Below are 23,972 nucleotides of genomic sequence, written 5' to 3' on the forward strand. Positions count from 1 at the left end.
CTGTTCAAAATAAACTATGTTGGATACTGCTATCTTTTTCAAATCCTTTGCGAAATTCGTTAACCAGTAAATGAGCCAGCCGAGTTGGTTCAGGTATCCGATGTTTTCTAACGCACGTTTTAATCAGTTCAATACTTTGCTTAAGATCTATCTTGTGGCCCGGAGAAACAAAAACAGGCTTGCAGTTAGGTTTTGTTCTTAATGCGGTTCCAATGATTTCATTTTTATCAAGCATCGGGCTCTCGTCAAACTGCTTGTTTCCTGGCTCTTCGTAACGACCTGACAGGCGGCTTTTTGCACAACCAATCGTAGGTACATTTGCCAGCAATCCGAAATGCACAGCGATACCTGTTCGTCTTTCATGTGCAATTCCCTGCCCGTCGAGGATCATCACATCCGGTTTTAACTGCAACTGCATCCAGGCATCGTAAACTGCCGGGACTTCTCTAAAAGCCAGCAAGCCAGAAATATATGGAAATTTGGTAGCCGTTTTAATACTAACCTTTTCCAGGATTTTCATATCCGGGTAGGAGAGGATTACTACCACGGCAAATATGTCATCGGAATACTTATTGAAGGAAACGTCCGCTGCCCCTACTAACCGAATTTCTGTAGAGAGGTGTTGAATACAGATTTTTTTTCTTAATTCTTGTTGAAAATCGATTGCCTGTTCGGGACGCAGGGTTTCGTATTCTGAAGGCCGCATGGCTTATAAACAAAAAAACCGTTTCGGTAGTTTCGAAACGGTTTTTTTATTACTGATTATATCGTTATCCTAAATAAGATTTTAAGATTTTGCTTCTTGATGTATGACGCAGACGTTGCAGGGCTTTGTCTTTAATCTGGCGTACACGTTCACGGGTCAGGTTGAATTTTTCACCTATTTCTTCCAGTGAAAGCGGATGATTGGTGCTTAATCCGAAAAATAGTACGATGATTTCACGTTCGCGCTCAGTCAATGTTGCAAGTGAGCGTTTAATCTCTTCTGACAATGATTCGTTGATCAGGTTACTGTCTGTATTTGGATCGCTGTTTTCTAACACGTCGAGTAACGTGTTTTCTTCGCCCTGTACAAATGGCGCATCCATGGAAACGTGGCGCCCTGAATTACTTAACGTATCTGATATTTTGTCTACTGTCGTTTCAAGTATATCGGCGAGTTCTTCCGGTGAAGGCTCACGTTCATATTCCTGTTCAAGCTTGGAAAAAGCTTTACTGATCTTACTTAATGATCCAACCTGGTTTAACGGAAGACGCACAATACGCGACTGTTCTGCAATAGCCTGCAAAATTGACTGGCGGATCCACCAAACCGCATAAGAAATGAATTTAAATCCTTTCGTTTCATCAAAACGTTTGGCGGCTTTAATCAAGCCAAGATTGCCTTCATTAATTAAATCCCCTAAGGTTAAACCCTGGTTTTGATATTGTTTTGCAACAGACACAACGAAACGAAGGTTAGTCTTCGTTAAACGTTCAAGTGCCGCCTGGTCGCCTTCACGGATTTTTTGAGCAAGAATAACTTCTTCCTCGGCAGTAATTAAATCTACCTTACCAATTTCATGTAAATACTTATCTAATGATTGTGATTCACGGTTGGTAATCGATTGGGTGATTTTGAGTTGTCTCATTTATTATATTGGGTCCCTTTCTAAAAGTCTGCAAAGTTAACAACTTTTACTGTTTAAACGATAATAAGCGGAAAAAGTTGGTTGGGAAGTATTGTTTTTTTCAAAATAATTAATTATCAAAAATCATTCCATCAGCTTTGATTTTCAGCTTTGTCAGCTAATTCCTTGCATAGTAGTGACACTAAAAATACAGTTTTGTTCCGATGCCAAGTTTCAAAATATTCGTGAAAGGAAACTCATCATGATTTTGAACAAAACTTATAAAATAAAGCTCGTTCGTACTTACTTCAGTATAAATACTAATATAACGCATCCTGCTTTTTGTAAAGATAATGTTCGGTTTGATTTTTAATTCGCTGCTTAAAGAAATATTCGGTCGTAACGCAGTCGACCACCAGTAGTATCCTTTTGGGTATTGATCATCGTTCCAGCCAATATGGTAATTGGAACCAAGGTGATAAGAAATGAAAAAACCTGGATTTACCGGAAGCAGATTTCCCCATTCTTTCAGTTTGATATTGAACGGCTTATAAGAAAATTTTACATTCAGGATATTAAGCGGGCCACCTTTCGACGCAGGAACAAAACCGTAACCAAAGTCCATTGTGCCACGTTCTTTTTTAAAAAGGTTATATCCAAAATCTCCACTGATGAAGCCGATACTTCCGGCATATTGTATAGTCACGTTTTTCGGAATCAGAAATTTTTGCGCAAGCAAGTTGTTACCATAACAAAATGTGGTCAGGATTATAACAATGAATGATTTCGGTCTAATAGTCGATAAACTCATAGTTTAGCTGCCCATTAAAAATTTTGATAATGGTAAACTCCCGATGCTGGATGGCGCTCGTTATGATATAGGGAATATTGTCACCATACGGGTAATACACACCACTTTTGTGTTTATGGGCATTCAGCGATGCAAGAAGGCCGGGTGTTGTGTCGAGTACTTTGCCATAACGTACAAACAGTGTTGGATCAAAATCGCCGTCGCCGGCTGGAACATGACAGACAGTAACAAAATTATTGACGCCGGCTTGCGGTTTTAACTCATTCTGTATCCATTCAATATCCGGAGTTGTTCCATCGAAATTTGATTCACGCCCGTTGCTGTCATAGCAAACGAATTTTACACCGTCAAAAACAAAACTGTAATTAACCGGCCCGTACATGTTAATAAACACTTCTTTGCCATTGGCAACGCGGTCATGATTGCCAATAACGCCGAAATAAGGCACTTTGAGCTTAGAGTAATAGTCATTCACCCATTTCATCTCTTGCAGTAATCCAAAGTCTGAAATGTCTCCCGCCAAAAAAACAAAGTCTATGTTGGGAATAGAGTTAAGCTTATCAACAAATGCTGCCGTCTGCTCATAAGAGCGTTGTGTATCGCCGGTCAGAGCAATTTTTATGGTATCGTCATTGTTAACCGTTAGTAGTTTCTGCAGATTTTTCGCGTTAATATCCCGGGGAGAGTTATTGTCAAAAGCAACATTTGGACTATACTCAAACGCGTCGCATCCGGAAAGCAAAAAAAGAGATAAAAGCAAAAATCGAACGCCACAAATCATGCTGTTAAAAACGTGAAAAGGCGTCTATTGCTTTATCTGGTGTGTTGTTTTATTGTAAAAACAGGCAGGTTAAAGAATGTCCTTTAATAAAAAAGTGCTTTTTAACCGGATTTTATCTTCAGTCTGCGTCAGCGTACAGCATTCGTTCACCGGGTCATGTTCAAGGAAAAGTATGTAATCATTTGAAGCCGCTTCTTTCATAAAAGCTTGTTTTTCAGTAAGAGTTTTTAAAGGGAACATGTCATAGGCCATAACATAGGGCAGAGGAATGTGTCCCACGGAGGGAACCAAATCGGCCATATAAACGATCGTTTTATCCTTGTAACGTATAACCGGAAGCATCATCGCGTCAGTGTGTCCGTAGACAAATTTCAAGCTGATGTTTGAAGAAAAAGAAACATCCTGTTCTTCCTGGATAAATTGAAGTTTGCCGCTTTCTTTCAGCGGGAGAATGTTTTCAGAAAGGAAGGACGCTTTTTCGCGCTCATTTGGATTAACGGCCCAATCCCAATGTTTTGCGTTGCTCCAGAAAACCGCATTTTTAAAAGCTGGAATTAACCTGTCATTTTCCCGTACCACGGCGCCCCCCACATGGTCGAAATGTAAATGTGTTAGGAAAACGTCGGTAATGTCATCCCTGTTAAAGCCGTTTTTTGCCAGCGACTTATCCAGTGTATCATCGCCATGAAGGAAATAATGACTGAAAAATTTTTCACTTTGTTTGTTCCCGATTCCTGTATCGATAAGAATTAGCCGGCCTTCATCTTCAATAAGCAGACTGCGCATTGCCCAGGTACACAGATTGTTTGCGTCAGCAGGGTTTGTTTTTTGCCAAATCGTTTTCGGAACAACACCAAACATAGCGCCGCCGTCGAGTTTGAAGTTGCCGGTGTTGATAGAATAAAGTTTCATAAGGCGAGTTGTGAATTGTGAGTTTAGTAGTGACGGTAAGTAGTAAATTGTGAATAGTAAGTAATTACGAACTAGAGTTGACGATGGAGCTGCCAGTTTATTGATCAAACCTGTCAGCATTTTGAAAATTGAAATTACCGTTGGCTGGATTTCAAAAATATCACCATTGTCAATTAAAGTGGTCGCAATCGCTATTTCTATTTGGGTATCGATTTCTACTAATGAACTTCTGCTTATTTCATAGAATCTTTTTTTTCAGTCGACGACTTTCTGGAAGCTCCTTCAGCAATATTAGAATCTACAGATACTACCTCTTCTCAACTGAGAACTTAAGTCGAATTTTTTCATCAGTTGGTAATTTACTGGTTAGGATGTAAATCTGTTTAGCCAAAAGAATTGATGATTTGTAAACATCAAGATTTTATGAGAAAGAATAAGCATATTGAATTATTTTATAATAAACATAGCTTAATCTGTTTACATAAATACTGCTGTATAACAAAAGGCAGAATAATTCCTGCCTTTTGTTATTTTAATAGCATGTGTTTACTATTCACAACTTCTGGTAACTTTTGTTATGACTTACTATTCTCCACTCACTACTAAAATCCTATAAATGTATAACCTCACCATAAGCATCAGCAGCCGCTTCCATAATTGCTTCGCTCATGGTAGGATGGGGATGAACTGATTTAATGATTTCCATTCCAGTAGTTTCCAGTTTACGGGCTACCACCACTTCGGCGATCATTTCCGTGACATTGGAACCGATCATATGGGCACCAAGGAACTCACCGTACTTCGCGTCAAAAATGACTTTCACAAAACCGTCTTTTGCTCCCGCAGCGCTGGCTTTTCCTGAAGCCGAGAATGGGAATTTACCCACCTTAATTTCGTAGCCAGCCTCTTTTGCCGCTTTCTCGGTGTAGCCGACAGATGCGATTTCGGGAGTGCAATAAGTACATCCCGGAATATTATTGTAATTAATTGGCTCAGGATGATGGCCAGCAATTTTTTCAACACAGGTTATGCCTTCCGCTGACGCCACGTGTGCAAGAGCCTGTCCTTTCACGATATCACCGATTGCGTAAACCCCTTCAATGTTAGTTTTGTAGAAATCGTCTACTAAAACTTTCCCTTTATCAGTTTTTACGCCAACTTCTTCCAGTCCGATTCCTTCAAGATTTGTTGAAATTCCAACTGCCGACAGAACGATGTCAGCTTCAAGTGTTTGCGTGCCGGAAGCAGTTTTTACGGTTGCCTTGCAGCCATTTCCGGAAGTGTCGACCGACTCAACGTTAGCGCTGGTCATGATTTCAATACCGACTTTTTTCAGGCTTCTTGCAAGCGCTTTTGAAACTTCTTCATCTTCCAGGGGAACGATGTTATCAAGGTATTCAACTACGGTAACTTTTGTTCCGATTGAATTGTAGAAGTAAGCAAACTCAATTCCGATAGCGCCCGATCCTACTACGATCATTGATTTCGGCTGTTCAGGAAGGTTCATTGCCTGGCGATAGCCAATCACTTTTTTTCCATCCTGCTTTAAGCTTGGCAGTTCGCGTGAACGCCCGCCGGTTGCAAGAATGGTATGTTTGGCGGCATATTCTTTTACAGAACCATCGGCAGCTTTAACTTCTACTTTTCCGCCTTTTTTAATTTTCGCGGTTCCCATGATGACATCTATTTTGTTCTTTTTCATCAAAAACTGGATTCCTTTGCTCATCCCGTCGGCCACGCCGCGGCTGCGTTTGATAATAGCGTTGAAGTCAGTTTTGGCACCATCAACTGTGATACCGTATTCGGAAGCATGATTAATATAGTCAAATACCTGTGCGCTTTTTAAAAGGGCTTTGGTAGGGATGCAGCCCCAGTTAAGGCAAATTCCACCCAATGATTCGCGTTCAACAATTGCGGTTTTTAATCCCAGCTGTGCAGCCCGGATTGCGGCCACGTATCCACCGGGACCGCTACCAATTACAATTAAATCGTAGTTCATTTGATTCTCTAAAATGTTGAGCGCCAAAACTACTAATTGTTGCGTGCTGATACAAAAAAATAAGATAGGGCGTAAGTCATAATAAATACCACTTGCTGATAGTTATTAAATCAAAATGGTTTTGGTTACTGATAACTTGAACTATAATATGAAGATGTAAACATTTGATAAAAAGCAGTTTTTTGAATTTTGTTTTGGAATTTCTTCTATTTTCAGAAAAAACATAGTTGTGTAAATTAAATGTTAATAAAAATATGGACTGTTAACATTAATTTAATCTGATTTTTCCATAAATATTGAAAAACCTGCATATTTTTGGTTCAAATATTAACAATAATCAAAAAATATGAAGAAGTTTCTACTTTTTACAGTTGTTTTAATGTTTGCTACTGCAGCGCTATTCGCTCAAGGTGTAACCACCGCTTCCATGAGTGGTTTGATTACAGATACCAAAGGCGAACCAGTTGCAGGTGCGACCATTCAGGCACTGCATGTTCCAACGGGAACTAACTACACCACTTCAACCCGTGGCGACGGGCGATTTAACCTGCCCAACCTGCGGATCGGTGGTCCCTATACGGTTAAAGTGAGTTTTATTGGCTTTCAGACTTACAGCGAAAGCGAAATAAACCTGACTATCGGCCAGGATTACAAACTGAATGTTAAGATTACCGATAATGCTACCGCCTTACGAGAGGTAGTTGTTACCGGAACTCAAAACAAAGTGATCAATGCTTCCCGTTCAGGAACTCGGGAAACTATAACACGCAGCCAGATTGATCGTTTGCCAACTATCAGTCGTTCATTATCAGACTATACCAAGCTTACTCCGAGCGCGAATTCTACAGCTGTAGGCGGAAACTCGTTTGGTGGTCGCGGTACTAACGCAAATAACCTGACAGTTGACGGAGCTTTATTTAATAATACTTTTGGACTTGCGGGCAGCCTTGGCGGTCAAACCAACTCTCAGCCAATTTCACTTGATGCAATTGAGCAAATCCAGGTCGACCTGTCGCCTTACGACATTACCCAAGGCCGCTTTACCGGGGCTGGTATCAATACGGTTACAAAATCAGGTACCAATCAATTTAAAGGCACCGCATATGGTTATTGGAGAGGAGCTGATTTAGTAGGCCGGAATACGCTTACGACAGAAGTTCCGAAGCCTACGGTAGATTACCACGTGTACGGTGTAAGTTTAGGTGGTCCGATTATCAAGAACAAATTATTCTTCTTCGTATCGGGTGAGCAGGAACGCAATAACGACCCTGCAACGTCTTTACAGGCGGCACAAGCCGGACAAGTTACGGGCGGTAATATCGCCCGCCCAAAGCAGGCAGACATGGATCAGTTAAGCAGTTTCCTGACCACAAAATATGGATACGATCCCGGAGCCTATCAGAATTATAACCTTCGTACCAATTCAGATCGTATTGCTGCAAAGCTTGACTGGAACATCAACTCAAAAAATAGCCTGTCACTGAAATATTTCTATCTGAAGTCATTCAGAGATGTTCCTCCGAGTGCTTCGGGCGCGCTTACATCACGTAGTCCGGGTGCACTAACATTGCCATTCTTCTCCTCTTATTATACTATCAACAATAATTTCAACATAGGTATAGCCGAGTTGAACTCACGCATCAGCGCCAAGTTTTCAAATAAGTTGACTGTTGGGTACCAGGCTTTACGCGATTTCCGTTCTTCACCGGGAGGCTCACCATTCCCTTTGGTTGATATTCTTGAGTCCGGTTCTACGTTGACATCTTTTGGATATGAGCCGTTCACTGCATTTAACCTGTTAAATACAGATACCTGGCAGTTTTCTGATAACTTCCAGATTTTTGCGGGAAAACACGAGTTTACAGTAGGTGCAGCTGCCGAACTGAACAAATTCAGGAACGGTTTTGCACCGAGCTACTACGGTTATTATCGTTTTAACAGCTTAACGGATTTTTATAACTCGGCTAACACGGGATTAACGAATGCTGCGAGATATGATTTCCGATATTCTGCTTTGCCTGACGCGTCATTCCCTTATGCAGATGTAAAAGTGGCTACTTATTCGTTGTACGGACAGGACAAATGGCAAATAAAAGATAATTTCCGTTTAACATACGGTGTACGTTTTGACCTGCCAACTTATAATACAACGTCGCAGGCAAATCCTAACGCGGCTGCTTTAACCTTCCGCGACGGCCAGCATGTAGATGTAGCTAAATATCCCGATGCCAAAATACAATTCTCTCCAAGAGCCGGCTTTAATTGGGATATCAAAAACGACCAGAGCATTCAATTGCGTGGAGGTTTAGGGCTATTTGTTGGTCCGCCTCCATATGTTTACATCTCAAACCAGGCAAGTAACAATGGTGTTCAGTTCGGTTCGTATTCTATCCAGCCAGGTACAGGCGGCGTGTTAGCTACTGATCCACGTCTTGCTTTTAATCCGAATGTTGACGCGAACAGGCCGGCAGCAGGTTCGGGTATCGCGAGTACTTCATATAACCTTGCCGTTACTGATCCTGATTTTAAATTTCCTAAACTGTTCAAAGCTAACCTTGCGGTAGATAAAAAACTACCATGGGGAATTATCGGAACCCTTGAAGGATCATTCAGTAAGGATATAAACGGTATAATGTATCAGAATATCAACCTGCCGTCAACCGGAGCAGCTTTAGCGGGTTCGGATAACCGTATCAGGTATAGTGCGAGCCAGATATACGGCTCAATACCGGCTGCGCAGGGGGGGAACACCGCTCAGAATCCGAACATATCTGACGTTACTGTGCTGTCAAATACAAATAAGGGTTACACCTATTTTGTTACCGCCCAGGTTCAAAAAACGATTTCGGCATTCTATTTCAGTTTGGCATATACTCATTCCGACTCGAGAACTGTTAACGATGGTGGTTCTATCGCACAATCAACATGGAGAGACCGTGTGGTTTCAGGTGACCCGAACGCTGATGTTACTTCTTATTCGAATTTTTACATGCCGAACCGTGTGATCGCTACAGCTTCATACCGCAAGGAATACGCTAAATATTTCGCAACATCGGTCGGTTTGACCTTCGAATCTGCAAACAATGGAGTGTCATCGTATACTTATTCGGGCGATCTTAACGGCGATGCACAAACATCCAATGATTTGATCTATGTGCCAAAAACATCGGTGGATATCGTTCTCGTGCCAGATAACACTGATCCGACAAAAGGAGCGGTAGACTCACGTACACCTGCGCAGATATGGGCGCAATTAGATTCTTATATTAAGCAGGATGAATATCTTCATGATAAAAGGGGAGAGTATGCCAAAAGAAACGGCGTAGTGCTGCCATACTTCAACAATATCAATCTTAACCTGTCCCAGGATTTCTTTGTTAAAGCCGGAACAAAGCGTAATACCATACGTGTTGAGTTTAACATCATTAACTTTACAAACTTCCTTAACAAGGATTGGGGCGTTTACAGGGTGCTAACCCGGCCGACATTGCTAACATATAAAGGATTAGAAGCGGGAACAGGCAAGCCAACATTCTCTTTTCCTTATCTTGACAGCAGTAATCAGATTCCTCTTACAAATTCTTATACGAATCTGACAACCCAGCTTTCACGCTGGCAGGCGCAAATTGGTTTAAGATACATCTTTAATTAGATATTTCTTATTTACGATAGCATAAAGCCACCTTTTAGGTGGCTTTATTGTTTAAATATGTTTCCTTTTTTGCTTAAAACAAGAAAATATTTAGACAGTCGATTTAGTTAACAATTTGTTAACATAGAAAGACTTATAAATATGAAATTTATGAGAAAACCTGTCTATATTTGCGCAAAATTCACATAACTAAATTTCATTTAAAAACACTTTATGAAGAAGTTTTTACTCTCATCGCTTGTTTTGATCCTGACGGCTTTTGCCGGCTTTGCTCAGGTGACGACGAGCAGTTTAACGGGTAGTGTTAAAGATTCAAAGGAAACTTTGATCGGCGCTTCCGTGAAAGCAACTCACCAGCCTACGGGAACCGTTTATGGTTCGTCAACCAATGGTGACGGACGGTTTACTATTCCCAATATGAGGGTTGGTGGACCTTACCTTATTGAGATAACCTATGTGGGTTATCAAACTTTGAAGTACGAAAACATTTATTTGAAACTGGGTGAACCTTTCACTTTAAATGCGGTTATGCAAAATACCGGAACAGAGTTACGTGAAGTAGCTGTAACTGCTACAAACTCAAGGTCTGTTTTAAATGCAAAAAGAACTGGAACAACCACCAATATTGGCTCCAGAGATATCAACTCGCTACCTACTATTTCCCGCAGCTTAAATGATATGACACGTATCACTCCGCAGGCATCTTCGGCTAATAGTGGTGCAATAGGTGGCGGTAACTATCGTCAGAACTTTATTACTGTCGACGGTTCTGATTTTAATAACTCTTTTGGTATCGGTACCAACCTTCCGGCTAACGGATCGCCAATTTCGCTTGATGCCCTTGAAGAAATCTCGATTAACGTAACTCCTTATGATGTAAAACAGTCAGGATTTATTGGTTCTGCCGTAAACGCTGTTACACGTTCAGGTTCTAACAGCTTTTCGGGGTCAGCTTATTATCTGTTCAGAAATAACTCTTATCAAGGTGACCAGGTTGGCGATGTAAGCATTCCTGTTCAGAGAACTAATATCAGCACTTATGGTTTCAGATTGGGTGGACCGATTATTAAAAATAAGTTATTCTTCTTTGTAAACGCAGAAAAGAACAAGCAAATAGTACCTGGACAGAACAGGATTGCTTCTACTGCTGCCTTACCTTATTCGCCAAGTGGAACTGTAGTAGCTCGTCCGAGTGTAACCGAACTGGATGCTATTAAAAGCTATCTGGTAACTAATTATCAATATGAGCCAGGTGAATACCAGGGTTACGCATTTGCACAAGACAACACAAAATTCCTTGCTCGTTTAGACTGGAACATTGCTAAAAACCACCGATTCAATGTACGTTACAGCCAGGTAGAAAGCTCGAATCCAAGTTTTCCAAGTACCTCAAGTTCGCCAGTAACTAACTTTGCAACAGCAACCGGCCGTACAAGCATCAATGCACTGCATTTCTCAAATTCGAACTACTACCAGGAAGCTAACCTTTACACATTAGCTGCAGAGTTGAACTCTACATTTGGAAGCAAATTTTCTAATACGTTAAGAGGAAGCTATTCTCACCAGAATGACCCAAGAAGCTCTGATAGCCGTGATTTTCCATTTGTTGACATCCTTAAAGATGGTACTCCATTTACTTCATTTGGTTACGAGCCGTTTACAAAAGGAAATTTGAGAGATGTAACAACATATACTGTTTTAGATAACTTCAACATGTATCTGGGGTCACATACTATTACCTTGGGTGCTCAGGCGGATTTCAGCCAGACTAAAAACGGATTCCAGCGCTTTGCGACAAGTTACTACCGCTTTAACTCATGGGCTGACTTTGTTGGTGGAAAATTACCGACGGACTACGCCATCACTTACTCGCTATCACCAGGTTTTGCTCAGGCTTTCCCTAGCTTTAAGTTTGCTCAATATTCAGCTTATGCGCAGGATGAATTCACAATTTCTGACCGATTTAAGTTAACTGCCGGCCTTCGTGTCGAGTTGCCAACTTATCCGGATGTTAGCGAAATCAAAACTCATGAGTTAGTTTACGGATTAAACTTCGCTAATGGTGAGAAAATTAACACCGGTGTTTTGCCAGATCAAAAACTTTTATTCTCTCCACGGTTAGGCTTTAACTGGGATATAATGGGAGACAGATCTGTACAAGTTCGTGGTGGTTCAGGTATTTTCACTGGACGTGTTCCATTTGTTTGGATCGTTTCGCAGTCAGGCGACTCAGGTTTGCTACAAATCACCCAAACTTATTCGGGTAATACAGTACCAGGTCCATTTAGCCCGGACCCAACAAAATATCTTCCAGCTACTCCTCCGGCCGCTGGAACAACCATTCCAAGTACCATCAGTTCTATCGCTCCGGATTTCAAAAACCCTCAGTCGTGGAAAAGCAGTTTAGCGGTTGATGCAAAATTGCCATGGGGAATTGTTGGAACGTTAGAAGGGATTTACACAAAGGATTTAATTGTCGCGTTAGGTACAAACCCTAACCTGGTTGAGCCAACTGCATTAAACGTTGCCGGTTACCCGGATAGCCGCCCGATGTATCCGAATTTTAACACACAAAAATTCATCAATCCGTTAATTAAAGGTCTGCCTGTTGCTCCGGGAACTACCGTTGATGGGAAACCTGTAGTTACTTCAAGCAATGATGCAAGTGCATTTAACGCAATCCAGTTACATAACGTTAAAAATAAAGGTTATTACTGGTCTGTAACAGCTAAGCTGGATAAGCAATTCTCAAACGGACTATCGGCGTTTGTTGCTTATACAAGAAGCGAAGCAAAGAACATTTATGACGGTAACGGTGACCAGTTGTTAAATACATGGTCATTAAATAACATTTCCGGAAATCCTAACAATCCTGCCTTAAGCTATGCAAGCTACGTAGTTCCTGATCGTGTTATTGCAGGTATCAATTTCCGTAAAGAATATTTGAAGAGCCTGGCCACTCAGTTCTCATTATTCTATGAAGGATCAATTCAGGGCCGTTATTCTTATACTTATAGCACCGATTTTAACAGAGATGGTCAGGTTAATGACTTGATTTATATACCTAAAGATGCGTCTGAAGTTACATTTGTTCCATTAACCGTTGGTACCGGCGCATCTGCCGTTACTTATACACCGGAACAACAAAGTGCTGCATTCTTTGCTTATGTTGACCAGGATAAATACCTGAGCTCACATAAAGGAGAATATGCTGTGAGAAATGGTGCAAAACTTCCGTGGAGAAATCAGGTGGATGTTCGTTTCACTCAGGATATCTTCAAAAATGTTGGAGGTAAGAAAAATACTTTCCAGTTTACCTGGGATGTCTTCAACATCGGAAACCTGATCAATAAGGATTGGGGATTGGTTCAAACTGTCAATAACAGCAGTATCCTTGTTCCAACCAACACAGCTAACCTTACGCCAGGCGGCACTACTAAGCCAACATTCAGATTAGCTACCTACCAAAATCAGCTGATCACTAAATCAGTGAATGATTTGCAAACGACGTTGTCAACTTACTATATGCAATTTGGATTCAGATACATTTTCAACTAATCCAGGTTGATTGAATAAACAAGAAAGCCGCTTCGGGATAACCGGGGCGGCTTTCTTGTTGGTACTGTGCGCGTTTTCAGCTATTTAGCCGGATATATTTTTGCTGATCAAAATTGTTCCATTGAAAAGAACTGCGTTTCGGTTGAATTGAAATGGCTTCCTGTTAATCAACCGGCTATCGTTTTTAACACTCTTTGTGAAATGTTAAAATCTTACGCTTGCTTTTACTTTTTTGTAGGGTTATCTTGTATGAACTTTCAACCAAAAGCTCTTATCAAAAAATGCCCAACCAAACCTCAGGGGGTAATGCACCCGAAAACATCGAAGAATTATTATCTCTTGCTGAATTGATTTTTCAGCAGCACCTGGAAGACGGCGAAGCCAGCCCCTTAAATGCATTACAAGGATATAACTGGAACGCGACAGGACCGACAATTGCGATTGCGCTCGATAAACACCGCGAAGCAAAATCTCTGAAGAAACAGTCGGAACAAGCTTTCGAAGAGCGGGATATATTGTTCGCTCATATTAACCGGATGGTAATGGCTTCCCGAGATTTGCTGATTTCGTCCGAAAGGAATATTTGCCTTGATATCGGTAAATGGGGATTCGATGTTAATGAAACTTCCAGGTAGCCCAAGCCGCCAAAAAAGCAAAGAGCCGGTTTATTGCCGGCTCTTTGCTTTTTTTGATTAATTCTTAATTATAAACAAACTCTCCAAATTCCGACTTTATTGTCACCTGCTTTGTGTCAGCAGCTTCCACGCGCCCAACTATTTGCGCATTAATTCCGAAACTTTTTGAAATTTCAATCAGGCCGCCTGCGATTTCTTCAGGAACATATAGCTCCATCCGGTGCCCCATATTGAAAACTTTATACATTTCCTGCCAATCGGTGTTCGATTGTTCCTGTATCAGCTTAAACAGGGGCGGAGCAGGGAATAAATTATCTTTGATGATATGCAAATTGTCGATAAAATGGAGCACCTTGGTTTGCGCACCACCGCTGCAATGCACCATGCCGTTTATCTGGCTGCGATATTTGTCGAGGATTGTTTTTATTACCGGAGCATAAGTCCTGGTAGGTGATAATACCAGTTTGCCAGCATCAACGGCCTCTCCGGTTTCAACCGCAACTACATCAGTCAGCTTTTTATTACCAGCGAAAACCAGTTCGTAAGGAACCGCCGGGTCGTAACTTTCCGGATATTTTTCGGCAATATATTTATGGAAAACATCATGCCGTGCGGAGGTTAAGCCGTTTGATCCCATGCCTCCGTTATATTCTTTCTCGTACGTTGCCTTGCCGTAAGATGCCAGTCCAACGATTACATCGCCAGCCTGAATGCGGTCATTCGAGATAACGTCTGAGCGTTTCATGCGGCAGGTAACGGTCGAGTCGACAATAACGGTTCTCACCAGGTCGCCGACATCAGCAGTTTCGCCACCAGTTGAATAAATACCGATTCCCAATTCACGCAGCTCGCTTAAAATCTCTTCCGTGCCGTTGATGATCTCGGCAATCACCTCGCCTGTGATCAGGTTTTTATTGCGGCCGATAGTCGACGACAGCAGGATGTTATCAATAGCTCCAACGCAAAGCAAATCGTCGAGGTTCATAATGATCGCATCCTGCGCGATACCCTTCCAAACGGAAATATCACCCGTTTCTTTCCAGTACACATAGGCCAGCGACGACTTTGTTCCGGCGCCGTCGGCATGCATAATATTACACCAGTCGGCTTCACCTCCTAAAATATCCGGAATGATCTTGCAAAACGCTTTTGGAAAAATTCCTTTGTCGATATTCTTAATGGCGTTGTGGACATCTTCTTTCCCGGCAGAAACGCCGCGCTGGTTGTATTTGGTATCGGACATTGTTTAGATATGAGATTTGAGTACTGAGATATGAGAAGTAATATCTCAATATCTGTGCGGGACAAAAGTAAAAAATAGATCGTTGATAGGCGGTATAAATAGTCAAATGGCAGAGAAGTTGTTTTAGGAATAGACGTCTGATTATGTGTAAATCCCACGCCGGTCGCTAAAGTCTTTTAGAAAAACAATACCTGCCTAATATTGGTCATTTCAGTCCCGCTCTTTATTTCAAGTTTTTTGTCAATGATTTTCTAAAGCCGAAGGTATTCTGCGCCAAAAAAGCTTTCCATGCTGATCGGGTTTAAAACAGTCGGGACATACTTTCATCGGAAGAAATGCGGCGCTATTGTTGCACAAACATTCATCATAAACGCGATTGAAGCGGATACCGGCCAGGTGGTTAAGGCCTGTGAAGTATGAGCGTAAAGCGCGGCTGCTTACTGATATTTGTGCTAACCGCTGGTTTTCAAGTCTAAAATCTAAAGAAATATTTTGTCAGCATTGCAGTTTCTTGATTATTACTTTGCAAGCAAACGTACAGCTACTTTACTTTAATATTCCAGCGTTTGATTTGTTAAAATTGTCAGTCATCTTAAACTCGTTCCTTCTCCATAAACAAAAAAATCCCGGAATTACTCCCGGGATTTGCTATTGTTATTTGGGTTGATTCTATTTGATGAATAACAACTCTCTGAATTTAGGTAACGGCCATTTTGCATCGTCAACTAATTGCTCCAGTTTGTCAACATGGTAACGGATCGGATCGAAGAATGATTTTACCTTTTCATCGTAAGCGATTGATTTCTCACGCGCATCTTCGATAACATTCGCTTTTTTACGTTCTTCGATCATATCGTGTACGTTTGATTTGATGAAGTTAACGTGCGTTGAAATTTTCTTGATGATATCCAACTGTGCAGCGTAGGTATCTTCTCCCAAACCGATATCTTTCAAACCTTTAACGTTGTTGATTAGCTCAGTTTGGTAGCCGATAGCGGTAGGGATAATGATGTTGTTTACCAGCTCGCCCATTACACGCGCTTCGATCTGAAGTTTTTTGTAATAGTTTTCCAATAAAATTTCGTGGCGGGCGTGGTTTTCACGTTTGCTGTAAACGCCGGTTTCTTCAAACAGCTTATCTGTAGTGTCAGTTAATAAAACATCCAAAGCTTTCGGTGTGGTTTTGATATTTGCTAAACCACGGGTTTCAGCTTCTGTAGCCCACTCATCGCTGTATCCATTGCCTTCAAAACGGATAGCTTTCGATTCCTTGATGTATTTCTTAATGATGGTCATCAAGGCAACATCTTTTTTCTCGCCTTTTTTCAAAAGCTTGTCAACCTCAACTTTGAATTTGTTCAACTGGTCCGCAACGATCAGGTTTAAAACCGTCATTGGGTTTGCCGAGTTAGCAGATGAACCTACCGCACGTAATTCAAATTTGTTGCCGGTAAAGGCAAAAGGAGAAGTACGGTTACGGTCAGTGTTATCTAACAGGATTTGCGGAATTTTAGGGATGTTAGTCCATAAAGCATTTTCCTGCTTCATTTTAGATGTTACGCGTGAAGTTTCGATTTCATCTAAAACATCATTCAACTGGCTTCCAAGGAAGATAGAAATGATTGCCGGTGGCGCTTCATTGGCACCTAAACGGTGATCATTATTTACAGATGCGATAGATGCACGTAATAAATCTGAATGTTCAAAAACAGCCTTAACAGTATTTACAAAAAATGTAAGGAACATCAGGTTGTTTTTTGGCGTTTTACCTGGTGAAAGAAGGTTTTTACCGGTATTGGTTATTAATGACCAGTTATTGTGTTTTCCTGATCCATTAATGCCTGCATAAGGTTTTTCGTGCAATAACACCTTGAAATTATGGCGGCGGGCAACCTTGTCCATCAAATCCATTAACAATTGGTTGTGGTCAATTGCAAGGTTGATTTCCTCGTAAATCGGCGCGCACTCAAACTGAGAAGGAGCAACCTCGTTATGGCGTGTTTTTAATGGAATACCCAGTTTTAATGCTTCGGTTTCCATATCCTGCATATAAGCCTGTACACGCTCAGGAATAGAACCGAAATAATGATCTTCTAACTGTTGGTTCTTTGCCGACATGTGGCCGAACAACGTTCTTCCTGTAAGGTAAAGATCCGGGCGTGCATTGTATAAAGCAAGGTCGACAAGGAAGTATTCCTGTTCGATACCCAGAGATGCATTTACTTTTTCGATGCTTTTGTCAAAATATTGAGCAACTGATACCGCAGCTTTATCTAGTACACCTAATGCTTTTAACAATGGTGCTTTATAATCTAATGCTTCACCTGTGTATGAAACGAATACCGTTGGAATACAAAGAGTTTTTCCGATAATAAATGCCGGAGATGAAGGATCCCAAGCAGTATATCCACGGGCTTCAAATGTACTGCGAATGCCGCCGTTTGGAAAACTTGATGCATCCGGCTCTTGCTGAGCCAATGCCTCACCCGAAAATTTTTCAAGACCGCTTTCACCAGATGGCTCAAAAAAAGAATCATGTTTTTCAGCAGTAGTACCGGTTAATGGCTGGAACCAGTGGGTGTAATGAGTTGCACCTTTACCTATAGCCCATGCTTTCATTGCAGAAGCTACCTGTTCAGCAACTTCACGGTCCATCGGTGTGCCGAAGTTGGTTGAGTTGTTTACACTTTCAAATGCTTCCTTCGAAAGAAACTCTTTCATTTTCTTTTTATCGAAAACATTAATACCAAAATACTCAGATATTTTGTGTGATGGTGGTTTTACTTCAGGAATCGTCCTGGTAAGTACGGCATTAAGAGCCTGAAAGCGGAGGTTTGACATGGTTTATTATGAAATAATAATAAGTTTTTAATGAATTTCCTTTTCGGATGGAAAATTATCTAAAATGTTTGATAAAAATTAAAAAAAATTGAAAAATTATAAAAATCGTTCAAAAAAATCTTGCAACGACGTTTTTCTCACTTTTAGTATAGCTCTTATAATGTATAAAATGATTAATTCCACTAAATGGTGTCTTCACATCATTGATAAACAGTGATATATAACGTTTATGGAATTCTTTTTCTTTCCGCATCATGAAAGAAAACAGTTTATGAACCTTTTCAAATCAGATCTGTACAAAATCGAGTGGCTCGATGTTGTATTCGAAAATCGTAACAAGGAATATGGTGCTTATGAACTCCGGCATCATTACGGACAACGAATGACTAAAGCACTTTTAACAACCGGCTTTTTGGTGTCGGCATTGGTCGTTTTTTTCCTGATATCAAAAGGCAAAAAAACACTGGCAGACGTTGCCAAACTGGATAATGAGTTTAAAGTAACCAACGTCATACTTCCGGATAAAGTTATTATTCCTAAGAATACTGAATCGCCGGCTGCCATCCAAAAGCCGAAAGCTGATACGAAAAAGTTTACCACCTTTAAAACTGTAAAGCGGGAAGAGGTTATTGAAGAAGCTCCTGCAATCGAGGATCTCACTAATTCGCTGATTGGAAAAATTAACAAAGCCGGTGATCCGGCCGGAACACAAACTCCGGAAATAAATCCCTCTGCAGGAAATGGCATGCAGGGTACTGAAACGGCCGATCCTAATGCTGTTTTTGAATCGGTCGAGAAGCTGCCGCAATTCCAGGGCGGTGAAAAAGAATTTTATAAATACCTGAGCCGCAACTTACGTTATCCTGATAATGCAGTGGAGAATAATATAGGCGGACGAGTGTTTGTAAGTTTTATAGTTGAACGTGACGGTAGGCTTTCTAATATAAAAGTTATGAAAGGGCTTGGCTTTGGTTGCGATGAAGAGGCGATGAGAGTAATAAAGAAATCACCGGCATGGATACCCGGCGAACAAAACGGGAAAGCGGTGCGTGTACAATACACGATTCCAATTTCTTTTCAAATGCAATAAGAAGCCTAAACAGAAAGCCAGTTTGCCTGATGTGTGAGCTGGCTTTTGTGTTTATCGTTTTTTGTTTAAGAGATGCAGGATACCTGCCGTTGCCAATCCGCCGGCGACATAATAAAGGACAGTGAGATTTTTACGTTTAGTTGAACCGGCGACTGGTTCGGAATCAAGACCCAGCGGTTCCGGTAAAGACAGGGCGCCGATGCCTGCTGCCAATCCAAATAATCCGCCTTTAAGCCAGTACCTTGTTTTGTTTTTACCATCAATTAAGCTGTAGTACAATGCATTGCTTAAAATATCTCCCGCTAATGTAGCCTGGTATAACTGATTTCCTTCCGGCGGATTGATGCCTATATTTACCATAGATTTGGACAGGGCCTGCTCGCCTAATTTATCCACCCGGGGAGCCGCAGGATCAAAATGTCTTACGGTTTCATGAATGAAATTTAAAGTAAGGGCGCCGCCAAGACCAGCCAGCAAAGATTTAAATGTTCTCATATCCAAATAAGTTTTCTGGCTGTAATTTTGTTTTCTCTAAGATCAATTGCCGTGTTGGGGCAGGTCAATTCCAACCACACAACATCTTAGGTAGGCAGCTGTTAAACGAATGAGTGTGCGCAAACCCGCTGCTTAATTAAAATATCGCGGACGAACTAGCAGTCGGTCCGGCACGGCATCCGATTTAGTTGCCTGGTGGTATCGCTAGATGTTTGTTTGAAAAACAGCGTGTATTCATTTTCTTTGCAAGCTGGCGCACTTTCGCTTTTTTTCTGTGCAATTACACAGTCTGTTACATACCTGTAAAAATACACTGAAACCATTAATCCTGTCACAAACACCAAATAGGTTAGCAAGAATCTGGATTGGTTAAATAGAGTTTTCACTTTGTTGTTTTTATATAGGTTAATAAAATAACGTGCCAATGGTCTAAAGGGTCTGAAAGGCATATTTTCTATAAGGGCGTGTTCGCAAACGAACATATTTTGTTCGCCGCTGATACAGTTATAATGTTTGTTTAGATGTAGAGAATTATTAGGAAAACATGAGAATTAGTTTACAAGAATTATCACAACTTCGTAATAGCGCTCAGAGAAATAATGTATTTCTGTATGTTTATAGCTGCTTACTAGTGCACATTAATAAGTTTTTATAAAGGGAGCAACGGGCATTGCTCCCTTTATTTGTTTGATCGGATTAAAATCAATAAACTGATTTTTTATAAAGGCGATCATCTGAAAATCAAAGCTCAATTCTCCTGGAAGGTTAGCCCTTCTTTTCCTTCCAAATCCTCGTTCGTAACTCCTTTGGGTTTTCCGGTACAATTGATAAATCTATGGACATTTCAGCATCTCCGTTTTCAGCTATCCGGAAATTGGGAAGTATTCTTGGAGGCAAATAAAAAGATGCGAACTTCAGAAAAAGGAGCTGCCTCGTGAGCGCATTTATCGTTAAAAAAGGTACAAGCTTTGCGTAAATCGCGTCCAAACTTATGTAGTTCTCTCCTGTTAAATTGAAAAAGGATACATGAAACAGCAAAAATCTATAGCGGGGCAAACCATCGTAATTACGGGAGCGAGTAGCGGCGCCGGATTAGCGATAGCCCTCGAGTTAGCAGCTTATCAGCCCAAACTGGTGCTTGCGTCGCGAAATGAACAAATACTTAAGGAAGTAGCAAGTGAATGCGAGGCGGCTGGCGCAGAAGTGCTGGTGGTGCCGACAGATGTAACCGAAAAAGGCGCGATGATCAGCCTTGCGTCTGCCGCAAATAAAGCGTTTGGAAAAATCGATGTATGGGTAAACAACGCGGGTGTCCTTGCTGTAGGCGAATTTGATAAAACTCCTCTTGAAATACACGACCAGGTTATTAAGACAAACTTGCTCGGATATATACATGGCGCACATGCCGTTATGCCTTATTTTAAAGGACAGCAATATGGAACACTGATAAATAATATTTCGATAGGAGGATTTTTGCCAGTTCCGTATGGCACGGGATATTCGGCAAGCAAGTTCGGATTACGCGGCTTTTCAGAAGCACTTAGAGCTGAACTATCGGTATGGCCGGATATTTACGTTTGCGATTTGTTTCCGGCATTTCTTGACACGCCTGGTATCAGGCATGCAGGCAATTATACAGGAAAGGTGATTAAGCCGGCGCCGCCAGTTTATGATCCGCGGCGGGTAGCAAAGGCTGTGGTATCACTTGTTCAAAATCCGCGAAGCTCGGTGAGTGTAGGTAGCGCATCGTCGGTACTTCGCCTGGCACACGCTCTTTTTCCAGCCGTTACCACGCGATCTACCAGGCTTGTAATGAATACTTACCTCAAGCAAGCTAAGACTACCCCTGCAACGAGCGGCAACCTGTTCAACTCTCTTGATTTTGGTCATAGTATTTTTGGCGGACACGGCATTCCCGGGAAACCAAAGGCTCACAGGAAGTATATTGCCGTTGGATTACTATTTAGTGCAGCCTTAGGGGCTTTCGCTTTACTGAAACGAAATTGAGCTGGCGGCCTTAAATGCAATGATCTAAATTGGTATATTTAGGCAGACATTTATTGAATGATGAATAACAAGAAAATCTTAATTACCAGCTTATTTGTTTTTATAGCAACTTCCTTATTTGCGCAGACAACTTCGAAACAGGTGACTGTTAGTCCATTCACTTCCATCACCGCTGCAAATGGTGTTGACCTCTATCTTAGCCAGGGAACAGCTGAAAAGCTGGAGTTAAAGGGCGACGCAGATCGCCTGAAAGATGTCCAGGTAAGCCAGGAAAACGGAGTTTTAAAAATTGAAGTGAAGAAAAGTGCCGGTTCACTTTGGTCAGGAAATAAAGAATCGGTTAAAGCGTACATTACTTTTAAAAGTTTAAAATCTCTCAACGTAAGTGGCGGTACCGATGTTTACGGACAAAACGCGATTAATTTAAGTTCTCTGTCAATCAACGCGTCGGGCGGCAGTGACCTTAAACTAAACATCAATACCGGCGAATTAAATGTGTCTCTAAACGGCGGGTCTGATGCCGAGTTAAGCGGAAAAGCCAAAACCTTTACTATTGTGGCAAAAGGTGGTTCCGACGTGTCTGCTTATAAGTTACTTGCAGAAACCTGTAATGCAACTTGCAGCGGCGGGTCTGACGCTGAATTATACGCAAGCAAAACTTTACAGATTGCGGCCAGCGGCGCCAGCGACGTAAGTTACAAAGGCGGCGCCAGCGTGAAAACAGTCAGCAGTTCCGGAAGTTCCGACATCAGCAAGGCAGATTAAGGCCACTATGAAGCGCTTTAAGTTATCAGCGTCAAACATTTCATCCGCAGCTATACTGGTTTTTTGTTTAATCCTGTTGTTTAGCCCGGGTGCGAAAGCATTTGTATTACAAGGTTTGATGAAGGTTGGTCTTTTTCAGGTTGAACCGAATAGTGCATATCCAGCAGAAGCTAAGCTGGTTCCGGAGATGTCTTTCAAAAATTCCGAGGGAAAAATAACAGATCTCCGCGATCTACGCGGAAAAGTCGTTTTTGTCAATTTTTGGGCAACCTGGTGTCCACCCTGCCGGGCAGAAATGCCTTCAATTGAAAAGCTTTACCAAAGTTCAAAAGCAAACGATTCGATTGTTTTCATCATGGTCGACGTTGATGGTAACCTGGCAAATTCCCGGAAATTCATGGATAAAAGAAAATACTCGCTTCCTGTTTATAGCGTAGAGGGGACAATTCCTGAAACGTTGTTCCGGGGCTCAGTTCCAACAACTTTCATTTTAAACAAACACGGCGAAATTGTTTTTCTGCATGAAGGAGTAGCCGACTATTCGGCTAAGAAAGTAAGTGATTATTTAGCACAGCTTAGCAAGTAGAAACTTCGCACGTCTATCGTGTATTATTGATTTGACCCTGAATTTAAATTGCCATTACAGTGAGTGTTCTATAAGGGACCTTCGTCGTACCTGCTTCGGCTTTCAGTCCTGAAAAACGTAAGATACCCGAAGAAGAACCCTTTCAGATGCCTTACAGGCACGATCCGATGACAGCTCAGAAACCATTCTGACAGCCTTTATCTTTACGCATGAAATCAGCGATAGCTGCGTGGTAAATGGATTTATTTGCCTGAACTTTGGTACGGTAAACAGCGGCTTGCCGCGGATCGCTGATCACGGAACGGGCGTAGGCAACTGCTTGTTTGAACCGACTTTTTTTCGCCAGTTGAGCCGGGCTCGGTACGACTTTGCTCATGTCCGGGTAGGCGGTAAGGATTGTTTTTCCCAGCCAGTGTTTTACGACGACTTTCTTATCGTACTGGCCGGCGTATTTCGGATCGATTGGTTCGCGGTGAATACCCATAAGTTTTGTTTAAGGCTATTCATGAAGTAAAGCATCGGACACCGGTCATGCTACAACCAGCGGTTGTAATTAAGAACTTCGGGTTATAATTACATGCTGTGTTCCTGCTAATAGAACTGGTTAAAATTTAGCGGCCGGAAGGCCGGAACGGGAAAGTTTTTCGACGGTTTTTTAGTATATAAAAAAAGACAGGATTTTGCTCTTTTTTAAGAAGTATATAAGAAGGGTTGACCTTGTGTTAAGGTTGTGTTGAGGGAGGGTGAAAAAGGAGCGTTTTTTAATGCCGGTTTGGTGCTAAAAACGCGGCAAAACAGGTTAGAAAAGGAGCTATTTTGCAAATTGGTCACGAGCTGCAATTCCGCGGGGAGCGGGCAGGAGCGACACTTCCGAAAACACCGATTAACGCTTTGTTTACCCATAACGTATGCATATCGATGCCCTGCCACCGTTATCTGCTAAGCTAAACGGAAAAGGAGCTTTCTTCACCGGTTAATCCTGTATCA

Annotated in this window: 17 protein-coding genes and 1 pseudogene; 7 read left to right on the forward strand and 11 right to left on the reverse strand. The window is 41.6% G+C overall.

Going from position 1 to position 23,972, the window contains the following annotated elements:
- Positions 1 to 4: 4 nt before the first annotated feature.
- The 7 genes and pseudogenes from nfi to lpdA form a co-directional block, all read right to left on the reverse strand.
- On the reverse strand, positions 5 to 706 hold the full coding sequence (gene nfi / locus GS399_RS15190) for a deoxyribonuclease V (protein ID WP_160845495.1): 702 nt from the start codon (positions 704 to 706) through the stop codon (positions 5 to 7).
- A gap of 64 nt (positions 707 to 770) precedes the next feature.
- Positions 771 to 1,631 carry a sigma-70 family RNA polymerase sigma factor gene (locus GS399_RS15195; protein WP_160845496.1) on the reverse strand — a complete coding sequence of 287 codons (861 nt, stop codon included), beginning with the start codon at positions 1,629 to 1,631 and terminating at the stop codon, positions 771 to 773.
- Between the two features lie 181 nt (positions 1,632 to 1,812).
- Positions 1,813 to 2,421 carry a hypothetical protein gene (locus tag GS399_RS15200; RefSeq protein ID WP_237487959.1) on the reverse strand — a complete coding sequence of 203 codons (609 nt, stop codon included), beginning with the start codon at positions 2,419 to 2,421 and terminating at the stop codon, positions 1,813 to 1,815.
- Entirely contained in the window at positions 2,402 to 3,202 is an 801-nt protein-coding gene (locus GS399_RS15205; RefSeq protein ID WP_160845497.1) for a metallophosphoesterase family protein, read from the reverse strand. The genes GS399_RS15200 and GS399_RS15205 overlap by 20 nt, the downstream gene beginning before the upstream one ends.
- A 69-nt stretch (positions 3,203 to 3,271) precedes the next feature.
- Positions 3,272 to 4,114, reverse strand: a complete 843-nt coding sequence (locus GS399_RS15210) for an MBL fold metallo-hydrolase (RefSeq protein WP_160845498.1) — start codon at positions 4,112 to 4,114, stop codon at positions 3,272 to 3,274.
- A gap of 105 nt (positions 4,115 to 4,219) precedes the next feature.
- Positions 4,220 to 4,354: pseudogene (locus tag GS399_RS21115) on the reverse strand (four helix bundle protein); the annotation flags it as partial.
- A gap of 370 nt (positions 4,355 to 4,724) precedes the next feature.
- Positions 4,725 to 6,113, reverse strand: coding sequence for a dihydrolipoyl dehydrogenase (gene lpdA / locus GS399_RS15220; protein WP_160845499.1), 1,389 nt, complete (start codon positions 6,111 to 6,113; stop codon positions 4,725 to 4,727).
- Positions 6,114 to 6,459: 346 nt separating this feature from the next.
- On the opposite strand from lpdA, the gene GS399_RS15225 reads away from it, so the two are divergent.
- The 3 genes from GS399_RS15225 (at position 6,460) to GS399_RS15235 (ending at position 13,958) form a co-directional block, all read left to right on the forward strand.
- The gene (locus tag GS399_RS15225) at positions 6,460 to 9,765 is read left to right on the forward strand and encodes a TonB-dependent receptor (RefSeq protein ID WP_160845500.1); all 3,306 of its coding nucleotides are present in this window, start codon (positions 6,460 to 6,462) and stop codon (positions 9,763 to 9,765) included.
- A gap of 213 nt (positions 9,766 to 9,978) precedes the next feature.
- Positions 9,979 to 13,323 carry a TonB-dependent receptor gene (locus tag GS399_RS15230; protein WP_160845501.1) on the forward strand — a complete coding sequence of 1,115 codons (3,345 nt, stop codon included), beginning with the start codon at positions 9,979 to 9,981 and terminating at the stop codon, positions 13,321 to 13,323.
- A 281-nt stretch (positions 13,324 to 13,604) separates the two neighbouring features.
- Positions 13,605 to 13,958, forward strand: a complete 354-nt coding sequence (locus GS399_RS15235) for a hypothetical protein (RefSeq protein WP_160845502.1) — start codon at positions 13,605 to 13,607, stop codon at positions 13,956 to 13,958.
- Positions 13,959 to 14,022: 64 nt separating this feature from the next.
- Here GS399_RS15235 and GS399_RS15240 read toward each other — a convergent pair whose 3' ends face one another.
- Complete coding sequence (locus GS399_RS15240; protein WP_160845503.1) at positions 14,023 to 15,201, reverse strand: AIR synthase related protein; 1,179 nt, start codon at positions 15,199 to 15,201, stop codon at positions 14,023 to 14,025.
- 669 nt (positions 15,202 to 15,870) lie between these two features.
- Complete coding sequence (locus GS399_RS15245; protein ID WP_160845504.1) at positions 15,871 to 18,042, reverse strand: glutamine synthetase III family protein; 2,172 nt, start codon at positions 18,040 to 18,042, stop codon at positions 15,871 to 15,873.
- A gap of 271 nt (positions 18,043 to 18,313) precedes the next feature.
- Between GS399_RS15245 and GS399_RS15250 the strand changes: the two genes are divergently transcribed.
- Positions 18,314 to 19,132 (forward strand): energy transducer TonB, encoded by an 819-nt coding sequence (locus GS399_RS15250; RefSeq protein WP_160845505.1) that lies wholly within the window; start codon positions 18,314 to 18,316, stop codon positions 19,130 to 19,132.
- A gap of 51 nt (positions 19,133 to 19,183) precedes the next feature.
- On the opposite strand, the gene GS399_RS15255 is transcribed toward GS399_RS15250, so the two are convergent.
- Positions 19,184 to 19,627, reverse strand: coding sequence for a hypothetical protein (locus tag GS399_RS15255; RefSeq protein ID WP_160845506.1), 444 nt, complete (start codon positions 19,625 to 19,627; stop codon positions 19,184 to 19,186).
- Between the two features lie 1,026 nt (positions 19,628 to 20,653).
- Between GS399_RS15255 and GS399_RS15260 the strand changes: the two genes are divergently transcribed.
- The 3 genes from GS399_RS15260 to GS399_RS15270 are packed head-to-tail and all read left to right on the forward strand — an operon-like array spanning position 20,654 to position 22,985.
- On the forward strand, positions 20,654 to 21,634 hold the full coding sequence (locus GS399_RS15260) for an SDR family oxidoreductase (protein WP_160845507.1): 981 nt from the start codon (positions 20,654 to 20,656) through the stop codon (positions 21,632 to 21,634).
- Between the two features lie 57 nt (positions 21,635 to 21,691).
- Positions 21,692 to 22,399 (forward strand): head GIN domain-containing protein, encoded by a 708-nt coding sequence (locus GS399_RS15265; RefSeq protein WP_160845508.1) that lies wholly within the window; start codon positions 21,692 to 21,694, stop codon positions 22,397 to 22,399.
- Between the two features lie 7 nt (positions 22,400 to 22,406).
- The gene (locus GS399_RS15270) at positions 22,407 to 22,985 is read left to right on the forward strand and encodes a TlpA family protein disulfide reductase (RefSeq protein ID WP_160845509.1); all 579 of its coding nucleotides are present in this window, start codon (positions 22,407 to 22,409) and stop codon (positions 22,983 to 22,985) included.
- A gap of 175 nt (positions 22,986 to 23,160) precedes the next feature.
- Here the strand turns inward: GS399_RS15270 and GS399_RS15275 are convergent, their stop codons facing one another.
- Entirely contained in the window at positions 23,161 to 23,469 is a 309-nt protein-coding gene (locus tag GS399_RS15275) for a hypothetical protein (protein WP_160845510.1), read from the reverse strand.
- Between the last annotated feature and the right edge of the window lie 503 nt (positions 23,470 to 23,972).

Origin of the sequence: Hufsiella arboris (assembly GCF_009834875.1) — a bacterium.
GTDB lineage: Bacteria > Bacteroidota > Bacteroidia > Sphingobacteriales > Sphingobacteriaceae > Hufsiella_A > Hufsiella_A arboris.

What these genes read in the sequence shown, in the direction of transcription:
- nfi (WP_160845495.1), bottom strand. Translation starts at nt 706, where the DNA reads ATGCGGCCTTCAGAATACGAAACCCTGCGTCCCGAACAGGCAATCGAT.
- GS399_RS15195 (WP_160845496.1), bottom strand. Translation starts at nt 1,631, where the DNA reads ATGAGACAACTCAAAATCACCCAATCGATTACCAACCGTGAATCACAA.
- GS399_RS15200 (WP_237487959.1), bottom strand. Translation starts at nt 2,421, where the DNA reads ATGAGTTTATCGACTATTAGACCGAAATCATTCATTGTTATAATCCTG.
- GS399_RS15205 (WP_160845497.1), bottom strand. Translation starts at nt 3,202, where the DNA reads ATGATTTGTGGCGTTCGATTTTTGCTTTTATCTCTTTTTTTGCTTTCC.
- GS399_RS15210 (WP_160845498.1), bottom strand. Translation starts at nt 4,114, where the DNA reads ATGAAACTTTATTCTATCAACACCGGCAACTTCAAACTCGACGGCGGC.
- lpdA (WP_160845499.1), bottom strand. Translation starts at nt 6,113, where the DNA reads ATGAACTACGATTTAATTGTAATTGGTAGCGGTCCCGGTGGATACGTG.
- GS399_RS15225 (WP_160845500.1), top strand. Translation starts at nt 6,460, where the DNA reads ATGAAGAAGTTTCTACTTTTTACAGTTGTTTTAATGTTTGCTACTGCA.
- GS399_RS15230 (WP_160845501.1), top strand. Translation starts at nt 9,979, where the DNA reads ATGAAGAAGTTTTTACTCTCATCGCTTGTTTTGATCCTGACGGCTTTT.
- GS399_RS15235 (WP_160845502.1), top strand. Translation starts at nt 13,605, where the DNA reads ATGCCCAACCAAACCTCAGGGGGTAATGCACCCGAAAACATCGAAGAA.
- GS399_RS15240 (WP_160845503.1), bottom strand. Translation starts at nt 15,201, where the DNA reads ATGTCCGATACCAAATACAACCAGCGCGGCGTTTCTGCCGGGAAAGAA.
- GS399_RS15245 (WP_160845504.1), bottom strand. Translation starts at nt 18,042, where the DNA reads ATGTCAAACCTCCGCTTTCAGGCTCTTAATGCCGTACTTACCAGGACG.
- GS399_RS15250 (WP_160845505.1), top strand. Translation starts at nt 18,314, where the DNA reads ATGAACCTTTTCAAATCAGATCTGTACAAAATCGAGTGGCTCGATGTT.
- GS399_RS15255 (WP_160845506.1), bottom strand. Translation starts at nt 19,627, where the DNA reads ATGAGAACATTTAAATCTTTGCTGGCTGGTCTTGGCGGCGCCCTTACT.
- GS399_RS15260 (WP_160845507.1), top strand. Translation starts at nt 20,654, where the DNA reads ATGAAACAGCAAAAATCTATAGCGGGGCAAACCATCGTAATTACGGGA.
- GS399_RS15265 (WP_160845508.1), top strand. Translation starts at nt 21,692, where the DNA reads ATGATGAATAACAAGAAAATCTTAATTACCAGCTTATTTGTTTTTATA.
- GS399_RS15270 (WP_160845509.1), top strand. Translation starts at nt 22,407, where the DNA reads ATGAAGCGCTTTAAGTTATCAGCGTCAAACATTTCATCCGCAGCTATA.
- GS399_RS15275 (WP_160845510.1), bottom strand. Translation starts at nt 23,469, where the DNA reads ATGGGTATTCACCGCGAACCAATCGATCCGAAATACGCCGGCCAGTAC.